This is a genomic window from Streptococcus sp. HF-1907, from assembly GCF_015594605.1.
Lineage (GTDB): Bacteria > Bacillota > Bacilli > Lactobacillales > Streptococcaceae > Streptococcus.
Genome location: NZ_JADNQT010000018.1, coordinates 1 through 14,739 on the forward strand (window position 1 = coordinate 1; position 14,739 = coordinate 14,739).

A 14,739-nucleotide genomic window follows, 5' to 3' on the forward strand; every position below is an offset into this window, starting at 1 on the left:
GATTCAGGACAATAATCACGATATAGCTGATGGCAAAGTTTTGATAATTGCTTGATATTCCATTGTAAGTGATGGGGTTTTGCGGTATACTGTAAGTAGCTCATTAGGACGTCCTCTCTGTTTGTTTAGTCACTTACAGTATAGTCCTTTTGGGCTTTTTATGGTATTTTGAAATTAACTAGCACCACGGGTTACGAATATATTCTTCAATTTGCTTCTGATTTCGACCAACCGTATCAACATGAAACCCTCGATACCAAAATTTGCGATTCCCATATTTATACTTTAAATTAGCGTAATGAGGAAATACTTAGTTTCGGTGGTATACTCACCAACATGTGAATGTGATCTGGGCATGCTTCTGCTTCATGAATTTCAACGCCTTTTCTTTCACATAATAGCCGTAATATTTGACCAATACTTGCTTTGTATTTCCCATAAATTATCTGACGTCTATATTTGGGGCGAAAACAATATGATACTTACAATTCCATGTAGTATGTGCTAAACTATTATTATCCTGTCTCATCAGGGGTCCTCCTTTTGTATATTAGTTAGTGGTCGGGAAACCTTATCTAATATAACACTTTAGGAGGACTTTTTTGATACATCGCTAAAAGCTTTTCGGAACCACTAGCACAGCTAGTGGTTTTCGTGAGACAAGAATAGACTAGCTAGTCGCTAGTCTAAAAGTTTATTAATCATTTCGTGCAAAAATACGAAGCAAACTCAAGAATAAATTGATAAAATCAAGATAGAGGCTAAGTGCCATGGAAATAGCCCAGCCATTGACCATACGACCACCCTGGCTATCATAAACGCGCTTAATCAGTTGATTATCATAAGCAATCAATCCTGAGAAAATCAAGACAGAAATAATGCTAATGATAAAACTCATGCCACCACTACCAATAAAAAGATTGACTAGGCTGGCAATCAAAATACCAATAAGACCTGCCATAAGAGCCTTGCTCATGCCTGACAAATCTCGCTTAGTCACTGCACCGATAATGGCCATGACAAAGAAGACCAAGGCTGATGAAACAAACGCCTGCAAAACTGTGGCTTGCGCATAGGAAGCCAAGATAAAACTCAAAGTAAAGCCGTTTAAGGCTGAATAAACCAAGAAAATTGGCAGAGCAGCAGGTGTATTTTTACGAGCTGACGAGCTAGCTACAAAAACTAGAGCCAGTTCCAAAAAAGTTGCTCCGTAGTAAATCCAAGGTTGATTGGTCATGATAGCAATCATATTATCTGGGAACATGTAAAGCATCATAGCTGACACTAACGCTGACAGACCAATCCCCATACCAACCAAACTATAAACCTTAGCAAAAAAGCGATTCAGCCCTGCATCGGACCGCGTGTAAATCACATTATCGTTCATAAAAACCTATTCTTTCTAATGATGATGACTACCCAATAATTTGCGACCAAATCGACGTGGCTTACGAATATAACGCCCCAAAGGACGCGCTGCCTCACGCACAGCCCAGTACTTGTCCACCATGGTCACAATGTAGCCTTCTTTATAACGAGGTGGGGCAATAGTGGCACCCCACATGTGTTTAAGGATGATATCCTCTTCTTTTTTATTCAAATTAACAAGCTTGCGCGCATTACGGACGGCAATTCTCGGATGAACCCAAGCATGGCTCTTATTAAACTTGGTCACACGCCAGTCATAATAAAAAAAATCGTGCAAGAGCCCACCGCGCGCAGTTGACTTAGCATCCCAACCAAATTTTTTCGCGATTTTGTAACTGGTATAGCTGACATTGATAGAATGTTCCAAGCGGGTCGAATGGTGGTGTTGCGTGATATTGTCCAATTTTTGGAAACGAGGATGAGCAATCAAATGACCAACCAAGTCCATAAATTCTTTGTCTTGTTCATATTTTTCCATACAGATCACCTCTTGAGTCCATTATAACACACCAGCTTAAATTAAGCTGAAAATAAGTATACCTGCCGCCACAGCTACGTTCAAACTCTCCGCCTGCCCTGGCATGGTGATGTGAGCCAAGTAATCAGCCCGCTTCTCCATTTTTTCAGAAATACCTTGTCCCTCATTTCCCATGACAAGGGCAAAGCTGTCTAGACGAGGAAGGGTCTTATAGTCAACCGACTGGTCTGAAAGGGTGGTTGCAATGACTGGCTGACGCTGGTCGCGACAAAAGTCCAAAAAACTGTCCATCTCCACCCGGAAAATTGGTAAGTGAAAATGACTGCCCTGCATGGAACGAAGCGTCTTCTGATTATAAAGGTCGGCTGATTTGTTAGACAGAAAAACCGCATCAAAACCAGCCGCATCCGCTGTCCGAACCATTGTCCCAACATTTCCTGGGTCTTGCACATCTTCCAAAACCAAGAAGCGTCCAGTTGACAGCTGGGTCCAGTCCGTTTTTTCCAGAGCAACTTCAACAATAATGCCTTGCGGCGCTGGTGAGTCAGTCAATTCCTTGAGGACTTCTGGACTAACCACAGTCACTCGTTCAAAGCCAACAAGTCGCTCTGCCATGTCCTCCACGACAAAAATATTAAGGAAGGTCGCCCCACTCTTTTGCGCCTCCTCGAACAAATGCCAGCCCTCAATCAGGTATGAGGTCTTGCGATACTTCTTTTGTAATAGTTTTTTAGTCTTTTTAATGAGATTATTTGATTTTGAGGTTATAATAGTCATAAGAGTATTATATCAAAAAAGGAGGCTCTTATGAAAAAAGTTCATATGATTGTTTCTGGGAAAGTTCAGGGAGTCGGTTTTCGTTATTCAACCTACAATCTGGCGCTAGAAATTGGTGATATTTACGGGCGGATCTGGAATAATGATGATGGCACTGTTGAAATCCTCGCCCAGTCCAATGATAATGCCAAGATGGCTCAATTTATCCAAGGTATCCGAAAGGGACCAAGCCAATGGTCAAAAGTCACTTACGTCGATATTAAAATGGACAACTTTGAAGATTATAAGGACTTTCGAATGGCTAATTAAAAATCAGTCTCAAGAACTATTGTTAAATTACCTAAAAAACAGTAAAATAGATAGGTATATTAAAAAATCTTAAAGGATCGAAAGCATTGAAAAAGAAATTAAATCGTGTCTTATTTTCAGGGCTAGCATTATCAATGTTAATGCTACTAACTGGATGTGTTAGTGTTGACAAAAGCACTGGAAAACCTTACGGAGCTATTTGGAATACACTCGGCGTTCCAATGGCCAATCTCATCACTTTCTTCGCTAAAAATCAAGGGCTAGGTTTTGGGATTGCTATTATCATTGTGACTATCATCGTCCGTGTTATCATTTTGCCACTTGGTCTTTACCAATCTTGGAAAGCCAGCTATCAATCTGAAAAGATGGCCTTCCTCAAACCTATCTTTGAGCCAATCAATGAGCGCATGAAAAATGCAAGCACTCAAGAAGAAAAACTTGCTGCTCAAACAGAGCTCATGGCAGCTCAGCGTGAAAACGGTGTAAACATGCTCGGTGGCATCGGATGTTTACCACTGCTCATTCAAATGCCGTTCTTCTCAGCCATCTACTTTGCAGCACGTTATGCTCCTGGTGTCTCAAATGCAGCCTTCCTCGGAATGGATCTTGGTAAGCAAAATCTCATTCTGACCATCATCATCGCAGCCCTTTACTTCGTACAATCATGGTTGTCAACCCTCTCTGTTCCTGAAGAACAGCGTTCTCAAATGAAAAACATGATGTTCATGATGCCACTTATGATGGTCTTCATGTCAATCAGCCTTCCAGCGAGTGTTGCCCTCTACTGGTTCGTCGGTGGTATCGTAAGTATCATCCAACAGTTAATTACGATGTACATCCTCAAACCAAAATTACGTGAAAAAGTGGCTGCGGAATTTGAAAAAAATCCACCTAAAGCTTATAAATCACCAAATCCACGTAAAGATGTCACAGCATCCGCTAAGCAAACAAACCAAAGAGCTATTACAACAACTAAAAAAGGACGCAACGCTGGTAAACAGCAACGTAAACGTAAATAATAGAAAAAGGTCTCCATAATTTCTGTAGTGGGTAAATCTACTACGGAGATTATGGAGCTTTTTCAGTGTATCAAAAAAGCCCCATAAGACTTATAATGAAAAGCGACTAAACAATTCATTAGGAAGACCTTATGGAACAACTTAAGAATACCACAGAACTCATCGGATTAAAAGACAAAAATATCAAAATCAAGACTGTCTTTAAGGCTGATACTCATATCTCGATTGAGACCAGCTTAGACTATCATCCTCCACTCTGCCCTCATTGCCAAGGGCAGATGAGCAAGTTTGAGGAGAGTACCATGTCAGCCTTAGAGAAAATCATTGAAACACAAGTTAAAACCATTGAAAGTCTGTCTAACGAGCTAGCACTCCTGCGTGAACAAATGGCTTATTTAACCCAAAAACTCTATGGGAAATCGTCTGAAAAAACGGCTCCCATGACTGGTCAACTTAGTCTCTTTGACCAAGAGGAGTTTCCCGAAGAAGCAGATGACTTACCCAGTAGAAACGGAGGAAATCACCTACAAGCATCAGAAAGCTAAAGGGAAACGCCAAGCTATTCTGAGTCAGTTTACTCCTGAAAAAGTTCATCATGAATTAACAGGAGAAGACTCCCTTTGTCCAGATTGTCATGAAGAATTGAAAGAAATTGGCTCAGTTATTCAACGATAAGAGTTAGTTTTTATCTCTGCACAATTGAAACGCATTGACCATGTGCAACACGCTTACAAATGCCAGTCTTGTAGCGAGACGACTCTCAGTGACAAGATTATCAAAGCTCCTGTTTCCAAGGCGCCATTAGCACATAGTTTGGGTTCAGCTTCTATCATTGCTCACACCATTCATCAAAAATTTAACCTCAAGGTTCCTAATTACAGATAGGAAGAGGATTGGAATAAGTTAGGACTATCCATTAGTCGTAAGGAAATCGCCAACCGGCATGTTAAGGTGAGTCAGTATTACCTCGAGCCAATCTATAAATCTGCTCCGTCAGAAACTATTGGAGCAGCCGATTCTCCATGCGGATGAGACCTCTTACAAAGTTCATGAAAGTGACACTCAGCTGACCTATTACTGTGCCTTTTTATCTGGCAAGCATGATGGTAAAGGAATAACCCTTTACCATCATGATAAGAAATGTAGTGGCTTAGTGGTGTAAAAATCTCTAGGTGACTACAATGGCTATATTCATTGTGATATGTGGTCGGCTTATCGACAATTAGCCAATGCCAAGCTAGTTGCTTGTTGGGCACATGTGAGGCGGAAGTTTTTTGAGGCAACTCCTAAACAGGCTGATAAGGTCTCTCTTGGTCTCAAAGGCTTGACGTATTGTGATCGGATGTTTGCGCTTAAAGAGAAATGGGCTGACTTACCACCACAAGATCGCCTCAAGAAATGTCAAGCAGAGTTAGCTCCTTTAATGACTGAATTTTTTGATTGGTGCCGTGACCCAGCTGTTCTTCCAGGCTCTAAGTTGGGAAGAAGCGATTGAGTATAGTCTTAAGTATGAAGAGACGTTCAAAACCGTTTTGGAAGATGGCAACCTTGTCTTATCCAATAACATGGCTGAACGAGCTATCAAGTCTTTGGTTATGGGAAGAAAAAATTGGCTTTTCTCCCAGAGTTTTGAGGGAGCAAAATCAACTGCTATCATCATGTCGCTTTTAGAAACCTCTAAGGACATGGCTTAGACAGTGAAAAATATATGACCTATCTTCTGGAAAATCTCCCAAACGAGGAGTTGCTCGCAAACAGGGATGTTCTAGAGGCTTATTTGCCTTGGGCAGAACAAATACAACAGAGTTGTAGATAATGAAAACTTCCATAGTCAGTTGACTTTGGAAGTTTTTAATATACCTAGTTATTGGACGGTTACTCTTCAACCCACTACAGTTGACAATGAGCCTTTTTAATAAGGTAAGCAGGACTTGGTCAAAACCCAGTTTGCGACTTCTCGTGAAATCCTTTGAGGGATTAGACATAATCTGCTGCATATGAGGTGATTTGTTTCACACAATGGAGTAACTGATTTTTGATAAGGTTAGACATCTGATTTTACCTCCTAGCTTTAGTCTACTACAAGGAAATAGAAAAAGACTAGCAGAAACTTCAAGGGCTCTTTAATAATTTATCGTCATGTCGTTTATTTCATACTTTCTTGACTCGATTTGTTCTACTTTTAAGTTAACTGCCTTTTTACTCCATACTAAAAAGTAGACTCAAAAATACTAATGAGTGATTAGTTTGTTTTTTCAACGCTGAGGATTTTAACGTCGTAATTTCCTGCTGGAGATTCGATGGTAACCAAATCGCCAGTTTTCTTACCGATAAGTGCTTGTCCGATTGGGCTTTCGTTAGAAATTTTTCCTGAGAAGATATCTGCACCCGCAGCACCTACGATACTGTAGGTATCTTTATCAGTTGTCCCAACTTCTTGAACAACAACTGTTTTTCCGATAGCTACTTCATCTTTAGCAACAGCATCACTATCAATGATTTCAGCGTAACGGATTTTAGTTTCTAGGGTCGAAATTTGACCTTCAACGAAAGCTTGTTCGTCTTTAGCTGCATCGTACTCACTATTTTCTGACAAGTCACCGTATGAACGAGCAATTTTAATGCGTTCAACAACTTCTGGACGACGAACTAATTTTAGCTCTTCGAGTTCTTGTTCAAGTTGTTCTTTTTCTGCAAGGGTCATTGGGTAAGTTTTTTCTGCCATTTTCTTTTCTCTTTTCTATATTTTTATTTTAAAAATCAATATCATTATAAGCATGAGGCTGAGTAGCTATCACCCAGCCTCGATGTATTAATTAATTTGACTGTTTACATATTTTTCAACATTTGCTTGATGTGTTTCGTAGTCCTTGGCGTAGTATACCTTGCCAGTCTTAACATCTGCTACAAAATAGTAGTAGTCTGTCGAAGCTGGATTTACCGTTGCCTTAATAGCTGATAGACTAGGACTGTCAACTGCACCAGGCATCAAACCAGTATTCACATAAACATTGTAAGGGGAGTCAATCGTTGTATCAATAGAGGCATCTTCCGTTAGAGTTGTCTTATCACCAAGTTTGCCCATAGCATAAAGAATGGCGATGTTACTTTGAAGGGCTTGTCCAGCATTCAAACGATTATAGAAAACACTAGCGATATTGCGACGATCATCATCGGTTGAACCTTCTTTTTCAACTAGAGAGGCCAAGGTCAAAATGTCATTGACTGATTTGCCCTGTGACTTGATTGTCGCATAGTAGGAACTCATGTTAGTATTCATAGTTGAAATCATATCTTCAACCAATTCTTCCAAGGTCGTTCCCTTGTAGTAATTGTAGGTAGCTGGGAAGAGATAGCCTTCCAGCTGATAGGTCACTGATGATTTGTCTGGCAAGCTACCAAGCAAGTCTGGATATTTAGCAACCATCTTTTTGATGAAGGTTTCGTCTTGAATCAATTTCAAGAAATCCTCTGACTTAAACGGTGTTGCAGATGTTTTTTTGTTCTTGCTATTAACTTCGATAGCTTTTGCGATTTGCTTAATCGTATAGCCCTCGGTAATCAAAATCTTACCAAGAGTCGGTTTTGTAGGCTCAGAAGTGCCTCCTTTTTGAAGCTCTGCCGCAATTTCATCCAAATCCATGCTCTTTTGAAGGTTGTAATAACCACTCTGATAATTAGTGTAATTCTTGAATTTAGAATAATAATTAAAGACAGTCGCACTCTTGATAAGACCGGCCTTCTCCAAAATCTGTCCAATCAGCTTATTCCCAGAACCTGCTGGAATTTCCACTTGAACATAGGATGTGGACTTCTTATCGACAGCATTGATAGCACTGTTAACATAACGATAACCAAAGAATGCCGTCAACAATAAGACAGCCACGATAATGATGATTAAGGCAAGAGCAATTCGTTTGGCAATGTTGTCTGCTTTCTTAAGTCGTTCTTGTTTCGTAACCTTTTCCACCTCAGTTTCTTTAAACTCAGCTGGTTCTGCAATTTCTGCCACTGGTTGTTCATCAACCACCGACTCTTTCTCAACAGATACTTCCTCTTCAGGAACCGTCACAGAATCTGTTGAACGGACTAAGAAAATCTCTTGCGTTTCATCCTTATCAAGAGGAGCTTCAACTTCACCAGTTTTTTCAATAGTTGGTGTAAATGTTTCTGAAATATTCTCTAGAGTCTGTTCGACTTCTTCTTGGAAATTCGGAGCTTGCTCCGATTCAGATTCAACAGCTACTTTTTGCGAACTATCCTTCTGTAAAGAATTTTCTGACTCCAGCTGTCTTTTCTCCTCTTCAAGCTTAGCCTTTGCTTCTGCCAGAGCTACTTCTTCAGCTTGACGTCGAGCGAATTCAGCCGCTTTTTCAGCTTCCAAACGCTTTTGTTCTAATTCTTCTTGTCTTTGCTTTTCAAGAAGTGCTTTAGCCTCTGCTTCTAAGCGTTGTTGCTCAGCCAAGGCTTTTGCTTCCTCTTCTTCTTTTAGGCGCTGGGCTTCATACTCAGCCATCAGCTCAGCGGTTCGACGAGCTGCCGCTTTGGCTTCTAGCTCTTTCTGATAAAGCTCCTCTTCGCGCAATTTTCGTTGACGGTTAGCTTCTTCTAACTCTCGCAGAATCTGTTCTTTAAAACTCTTCTTTTTCTGAGCCTTCTGCTTATCGTCGTTAAATTCGGTCAAAGCGAATTCCTCCTAATAGTAGTCAACCGCCATTATAACTTAAATGGCACCTAAAATCAACTCATCTCCTTTAATGTTATCCATTTTTAATAATAATGAAACCGTTTTAGGCATTTAGCCACAGCATATCATACCAAACCTCATTAGCATAGGTTGAAGCAGATTCCCCCTGGTCCACAAAACCATTCATTTCATAATAGGCAATCAAATAATCGTGACAAGTCAGAACAATACCCTTCCCTTGTCGAGCAGCAACGACATCCTTCATGGCAGCAAGCAGAGCGGTTCCAATCCCTTGCCCTTTGAAGTCGGGATGAATCGATAGACTCGTCACCGCAACAAAACCAGCTACTGGTTGATTTGGTGCCACATCAAGAAATAAATCATCTGTTAGCAACGCTTCAGCAACTACAGGACCTTCGATATAACCAGCAACAGCCCCATCAATCTCAGCGATCAAAAAAGTGTCTGGAATTTTCCTGATATGATTGTCAATAGCCTCTCTAGACATAGCCTCAGCTGCTGAAAAATTACTCTCTTCAATGGCTAAAACTTCATCTAAATCCTCCGTGGTCGCCTGTCTTATAAGCATCTTTTTCCTCAATTCTATTACAAAAAGAAGCAGGGCATCTTAGCCCCACTTATTAAGTATTATTGTCTATTTTTTGTCAAATTTGACAAAAGTTCTTCAAATGAACGTTCGTAGAGTTGGATATCTCCTGCTCCCATAAAGACATAAACAGCATTATCATGGTCAAGCAGTGGTGAGACATTTTCAACGGTAACAACCTTAGCCTGTTTGACAATTTTAGCTGCCAAATCTTCAACCTTAACATCGCCATGGTCAACTTCACGCGCTGAGCCGTAGATTTGTGCCAAGTAAACACTATCTGCTTGATTCAAGGCTTCAGCAAATTCATCAAGCAAAGCGATTGTACGAGTAAAGGTATGAGGTTGGAAAATAGCGACGATTTCTTTTGAAGGGTATTTCTGACGCGCAGCATCCAAAGTCGCAATAATTTCTGTTGGATGGTGAGCAAAATCGTCAATAATCACGGTACCGTTAATCACTTTTTCAGTGAAACGACGCTTCACACCTGAGAATGTTTTCAAATGTTCCGCAACAAGTGCCATATCAATTCCAACGACATAGAGGTTTGCAATAACCGCTGTCGCATTTAAAATGTTGTGGCGACCAAAGGCAGGAACATGGAAGTTACCGATAACTTCACCATTGTGAGTCACTTTGAAATCAGAACCGCTGGTTGTACGTGTGATATCCGTAGCAACGAAGTCGTTGCTGTCATCAAATCCATAGTAATAAATCGGAGCGTCTGAAGTAATCTTACGAAGGTAAGGGTCTTCACCATAGACAAACAAGCCTTTTTGAACTTGCTTAGCGTAATCATTGAAAGCATCAAAGACATCGTCAATACTTGTAAAGTAATCAGGATGGTCAAAATCAATGTTGGTGATGATTGAATATTCTGGGTGGTATGGCATGAAATGACGTTCGTATTCGTCAGCCTCAAAGACAAAGTATTTGGCATTAGCTGAACCACGACCTGTACCATCACCAATCAAGTAAGATGTATCTGTGATGTTTTTCAAAACATGTGATAACAAACCTGTTGTTGATGTTTTGCCGTGTGCCCCAGCGACACCCATGCTTGTAAATTGACGCATAAACTCACCAAGAAATTCATGGTAACGTTTGAAAGTGTAGCCTTGGTGAATCACATAGGCTAATTCATCATTATTATCTTCACGGAAGGCATTTCCTGCAATAATTTCAAGGTCTTCAGTGATATTGTCTGGTGAAAATGGAAGAATTTTAATCCCCGCTTGCTCCAAGCCACGTTGAGTAAAGTAATATTTTTCAACATCACTACCTTGAACCTTATGCCCCATTCGATGCAACATAAGAGCAAGTGCACTCATTCCTGAACCCTTAATTCCGATAAAATGATAAGTTTTTGACATGATTTCTCCTCTAATTGATGTCTTCAAAGCGTGCCATATTCAACTCCTGAGCAGGACGGTGATCCTTAGAAGACTCTTGTTGTTGGTTATAAATCTGGCTACGCTTCAAGAAGTCATAACTATTTTTTCGGCGTTTAGCCGATGGTTTGTTGTTCGGTTCTTGATAAGTTACTGGAATTTCAGCCAAGATGTAATGTTCTTGACGTAATCTCTCCGACAAGTCACTGAACTCCGTTTTAGGGAGGCCAGCCTTAGGTTTAGGTGCTGTCGCCTTGAGTTGGTGCTTAAAGACTCCCTTTGAAGGCTTTTTGACCTCTTGCTTAAAGATAGCTTGTTTCTTTTGGCGAACATCTTGTTTAGCCTGCTGGCGTGCTAAGGAAGCCTCTGTCGGACGAGAGACCGTTGGCACAACAGCTTCTGACTTTTGCTGGTTCACAGGTGATATAGCACTTTCCGTTAAAACAGGCTCGTGCCCATAATCTCTCTCTTGATAATGCCCCTTGATATTGTTGATTAAATCGCTATTATCATACAGAGCCATTTGTCGCGCTTGTGTGATAACAGGTTCATTATCTGGCACCAAGGGAAATTGTCTCAAGCTTTTCTTCACGGTCTCACTTCCTTCCTGTAACAGTCCTATTATAAACTAATTCTATCTATTTTTCAAAGTTTTTCACGAGATGAGAATATAGAAAAAGCCAACCCTAGAACGCTCTTGTTCCATGGATTGACTCTGTCACAACTAATTTTGAATACCTAGAATATCCTTGATGTCATCAATGGTCATGCTGGCACGCGTTTCGTTGCCGTCCAAAACTGTTGTGACCAGATGTTTCTTGCTTTCTTGCAATTCAAGAATTTTTTCCTCAATCGTACCTCGTGTGATGAGGCGATAAACTTCCACATTTTCCTCTTGTCCAATACGGTGGGCACGGCTGATAGCCTGCATTTCCACAGCTGGATTCCACCAGAGGTCGATGAGGACAACTGTATCAGCTCCCGTCAGGTTAAGCCCAACCCCACCCGCTTTCAGTGAAATCAAGAAGGTGTCCTTAGACCCATTATTGAAGGCTCTGGTCATTTCCTGACGTTCATTCGCTGGCGTTGAACCTGTAATTTTATAGCTGGTCAAGCCAAGTTTTTCCATTTCCTGCTCTGCTAAATCGAGCATGCCACGGAATTGCGAGAAGATGAGAGCACGATGTCCGTTTTCTTTGATTTGGACCAAGAGCTGGCGCAAGCTATCTAGCTTACCACTCTCACCATCATAATCCATAAAGAGACTCGGCGTGTCGCAGATTTGGCGGAGACGGGTAATGCCTGACAGGATTTCAATCTTGCGGCGGTTAATATCAGCATCCGATACTCCGCGGATACTTTCTTGCATCTGACGAAGCTGGGCTAGGTAAATAGCTTTTTGGCTGTCCGCCATTTCATTAGGGTAATTGATTTCGATGAGGTCTGGCAATTCTGGCAAGACATCTTCCTTACGGCGACGCATGACAAAAGGCTTGATGTAGCGAGCAACTTGCTTAGGTTCCAATTTCAAGAATTCTTTTTTATTTGGAAGCAAGCCTGGGAGAACGATTTGGAAAATCGACCAGATTTCCAGAAGTTTATTTTCAATCGGTGTTCCTGAAAGGGCGAAGCAATTTTTGACCTCAAAAGCTCGAAGGCTCTGTGCAATCTTGGTCTGGGTATTTTTCATGACCTGTGCCTCATCCAAAATGAGGTAATCAAAAGACTGGGTCTGATACTCTTCAAAATCCTGACGGAAAGAAGAATAGCTGGTAATGACCACCTGATGATTTTCAGAAATAATGGCGTCACGGACAGGTTTCAAGCCGTAAGAAACCACCACATCCAAATCAGGAGCGAATTTGCTAAATTCATCCTTCCAGTTATAAATCAGGCTTGACGGTGACAAAATCAAGACACGCGATTCTTTGGTAATCTTGCTATTCAAAAAGCTAATGGTCTGCAAGGTCTTGCCAAGTCCCATATCATCAGCCAAAATACCGCCAAAACCGTAGTTATCAAGCATAGACAACCAACGAACACCCGCAACCTGATAATCACGGAGGTCTGCCTTGACAGTCAATGTCGGAATAGCGAAGGCTTCTGGATGACGAAGGTCATAGGCCAACTGCTTGAAGGCATCTGAAAACTGAACATTGCTACTGTCTTTAAAAAGTTCTGACAGTTGAAAAGCGGCAATGGTATCCAGTTGCAAATGACCATTTTGAAGTTGCTTAGCTCGAAGTTGTTTCAGGGTATGACTGACCTTTTGCGTGTCGTCGTCAAAGACCACCAATTTACCAGACTTACTGATAAAGTATGGGGTATTGTTGAAGAGAGCTGTTAGGGCATCGTCAATGTCATTTTCAAAAATGCTTGAAAAATCAAAGGACACGTCCAACAAACCACCCTGTGCCTGAACAGAAACCCTCGGTTGCTCTGAATAGCGGAGCTCCTCCAGCTCATCAGATAAATAAACATCACCTAGGCGCTCTAATTGTTTGAGTGTTTGGGTAAAGAAGACATAGAGGTCCTCTCCGATGAGCGGTAGGTGGCGTGACTGAAATTGCGGAGCGAAGCCATTATTTTCCAAAACCTTAAAGATTTTCTCTTCGTGTTTGAAATGACTGGCAAAGGGCAGATTTTCCAGTTCCTGACGGCTAGAAACCGTCAAGCCATGCCCATAATCAAAGACCAGTTTGAGTTGAATATCCTGATTGCTAGCCAATTCTAAATAAAATTTAACCCCAAAATCACGAATGATAAAACTCTTGGGTGCATCGACACGACCGACTGCTTGGAAGTCCAGAAGACTAGCAGCTAGTTTGGCCTGGTCTTCCAAATCAAAATGGATGTGCTTAGCCAAGTCGGCATCAATTGGTAAACTGCGAAGGGCTGTTACAATCTTGGTCTGTTTTAAATTGAGGTGATAAAAGGTGTTGTGATAACGCAAATAAGTCGCATCAAACAAGAGCTGAACCGTCTTTTCAACAATCGTTAGTTCAATCGATTGACGATGAACAGTCACTTTAAAGGTGAAAAGGGCATCGTCACCATCTAATTCTCTGAAAGAAACCTGGCTAAAAGCTTGCTGACCGCTATCAAATGAAAAATCATAGAGAGCCGACATCAAGGTCACACCTTCTTCAAAAAATCCTCTCGGTAGATTTAAATAACGGGCGTGGTTGGGTAAGAGAAATTCCAAATCCAAGCGGTCATTATCTGGAATGAGGCGCCACAAAAATTCAATTAAGTCTTGACTAGCCTCATCAAACTGCAATAGCGACAAGGGTTCAAAATAGTTTTTCCCAATTTGATAGTAGGCTTCCTTGCGAACCGTCGCAAGAAAGGCCTTGATGTCTCGAACAATATAAGACCTTTCATCTGGCAGGCGATTGATTTTTAAAGTCCACCAAATATCTGACGAATAGGGGCTCTGACTTCCTTGGGCAGACAAGCGATATTTAGTCGTATCATCCTCATTTAGCACAAGCCCATCAAGAAAAACACTCCCGAAGGATGTCATTTTTTGCGTTTCTTGGTGTGATTCCTTATTTGATTGCAATTGCTCAGATAATTGCTTGCCTTCCTTGTCATTCTTCAAATAATATTCCAAGGCTGCTAGATGCTCGCAATAATTTTTTCGCGCAAAAAAATCACAGTCACAAGTGACACGCTCATCTTCTAAAGCATAGGTCAAACGATGCTCTTGAACCGTGACTTCAAGCACACCATCTTCTTTAGACACTAATTGAACCAAACCTTGGTCATACAATTCAATGCCTTGATTACGAATTCGTCCAGGTATCATTCTACTCATCGTCATACCACCTTTATCTTATCACTTCATTATAGCAAATTTACCAAGGATTTTCTTGCAAAAACGGTAAAAACTGTGTGATTTACTGAAAAAATGGCAGCGCTAAATCTGAAGGGTTAATACTAAGTCAACATCAAAAACTACACCCATTTCACAGGCTTTAAATTCGGCAACAAGGTCACTCACATCACAATTAACCCTGACTTGATTAGTTTATCCCGTC

Annotated in this window: 12 protein-coding genes and 4 pseudogenes; 5 read left to right on the plus strand and 11 right to left on the minus strand. The window is 41.0% G+C overall.

Annotated features, from left to right (window positions below; genetic code table 11):
- The 5 genes and pseudogenes from IYQ92_RS08720 to IYQ92_RS08740 form a co-directional block, all read right to left on the minus strand.
- A pseudogene (locus IYQ92_RS08720) lies at positions 1 to 104 on the minus strand (IS982 family transposase); the annotation flags it as partial.
- 86 nt (positions 105 to 190) lie between these two features.
- Positions 191 to 529: pseudogene (gene tnpA / locus IYQ92_RS08725) on the minus strand (IS200/IS605 family transposase); the annotation flags it as partial.
- A 168-nt stretch (positions 530 to 697) separates the two neighbouring features.
- The gene (locus tag IYQ92_RS08730; protein WP_195676290.1) at positions 698 to 1,387 is read right to left on the minus strand and encodes a Bax inhibitor-1/YccA family protein; all 690 of its coding nucleotides are present in this window, start codon (positions 1,385 to 1,387) and stop codon (positions 698 to 700) included.
- A gap of 15 nt (positions 1,388 to 1,402) precedes the next feature.
- On the minus strand, positions 1,403 to 1,906 hold the full coding sequence (locus tag IYQ92_RS08735; protein ID WP_195676291.1) for an HD domain-containing protein: 504 nt from the start codon (positions 1,904 to 1,906) through the stop codon (positions 1,403 to 1,405).
- Positions 1,907 to 1,942: 36 nt separating this feature from the next.
- Positions 1,943 to 2,683, minus strand: a complete 741-nt coding sequence (locus tag IYQ92_RS08740; protein ID WP_195676292.1) for a TrmH family RNA methyltransferase — start codon at positions 2,681 to 2,683, stop codon at positions 1,943 to 1,945.
- Positions 2,684 to 2,713: 30 nt separating this feature from the next.
- Here IYQ92_RS08740 and IYQ92_RS08745 point away from each other — a divergent pair, with 30 nt between their 5' ends.
- The 5 genes and pseudogenes from IYQ92_RS08745 to tnpC all read left to right on the plus strand — a co-directional run bounded on the left by IYQ92_RS08745 (position 2,714) and on the right by tnpC (position 5,827).
- Positions 2,714 to 2,992: an acylphosphatase gene (locus IYQ92_RS08745; protein WP_195676293.1), complete on the plus strand. Its 279-nt coding sequence runs from the start codon at positions 2,714 to 2,716 to the stop codon at positions 2,990 to 2,992.
- Positions 2,993 to 3,078: 86 nt separating this feature from the next.
- On the plus strand, positions 3,079 to 4,011 hold the full coding sequence (yidC, locus tag IYQ92_RS08750) for a membrane protein insertase YidC (RefSeq protein WP_195676294.1): 933 nt from the start codon (positions 3,079 to 3,081) through the stop codon (positions 4,009 to 4,011).
- 131 nt (positions 4,012 to 4,142) lie between these two features.
- Positions 4,143 to 4,302 (plus strand): annotated as a pseudogene (locus IYQ92_RS08755) (ISL3 family transposase); the annotation flags it as partial.
- 11 nt (positions 4,303 to 4,313) lie between these two features.
- Positions 4,314 to 4,556, plus strand: a complete 243-nt coding sequence (locus IYQ92_RS08760) for a transposase (protein ID WP_195676320.1) — start codon at positions 4,314 to 4,316, stop codon at positions 4,554 to 4,556.
- Positions 4,504 to 5,827, plus strand: a pseudogene (gene tnpC, locus IYQ92_RS10375) (IS66 family transposase). The gene IYQ92_RS08760 and the pseudogene tnpC overlap by 53 nt, the downstream one beginning before the upstream one ends.
- Before the next feature lie 426 nt (positions 5,828 to 6,253).
- Here tnpC and greA read toward each other — a convergent pair.
- The 6 genes from greA to IYQ92_RS08805 form a co-directional block, all read right to left on the minus strand.
- Positions 6,254 to 6,736 (minus strand): transcription elongation factor GreA, encoded by a 483-nt coding sequence (greA, locus tag IYQ92_RS08780; RefSeq protein ID WP_195676297.1) that lies wholly within the window; start codon positions 6,734 to 6,736, stop codon positions 6,254 to 6,256.
- Between the two features lie 87 nt (positions 6,737 to 6,823).
- Positions 6,824 to 8,695 (minus strand): endolytic transglycosylase MltG, encoded by a 1,872-nt coding sequence (gene mltG, locus IYQ92_RS08785; protein ID WP_195676298.1) that lies wholly within the window; start codon positions 8,693 to 8,695, stop codon positions 6,824 to 6,826.
- Positions 8,696 to 8,801: 106 nt separating this feature from the next.
- The gene (locus tag IYQ92_RS08790) at positions 8,802 to 9,287 is read right to left on the minus strand and encodes a GNAT family N-acetyltransferase (protein WP_195676299.1); all 486 of its coding nucleotides are present in this window, start codon (positions 9,285 to 9,287) and stop codon (positions 8,802 to 8,804) included.
- Positions 9,288 to 9,346: 59 nt separating this feature from the next.
- The gene (murC, locus tag IYQ92_RS08795; RefSeq protein ID WP_195676300.1) at positions 9,347 to 10,678 is read right to left on the minus strand and encodes a UDP-N-acetylmuramate--L-alanine ligase; all 1,332 of its coding nucleotides are present in this window, start codon (positions 10,676 to 10,678) and stop codon (positions 9,347 to 9,349) included.
- 10 nt (positions 10,679 to 10,688) lie between these two features.
- Positions 10,689 to 11,288, minus strand: a complete 600-nt coding sequence (locus IYQ92_RS08800; protein ID WP_195676301.1) for a hypothetical protein — start codon at positions 11,286 to 11,288, stop codon at positions 10,689 to 10,691.
- A 132-nt stretch (positions 11,289 to 11,420) separates the two neighbouring features.
- Positions 11,421 to 14,516, minus strand: a complete 3,096-nt coding sequence (locus IYQ92_RS08805) for a DEAD/DEAH box helicase (RefSeq protein WP_195676302.1) — start codon at positions 14,514 to 14,516, stop codon at positions 11,421 to 11,423.
- Positions 14,517 to 14,739 lie beyond the last annotated feature (223 nt).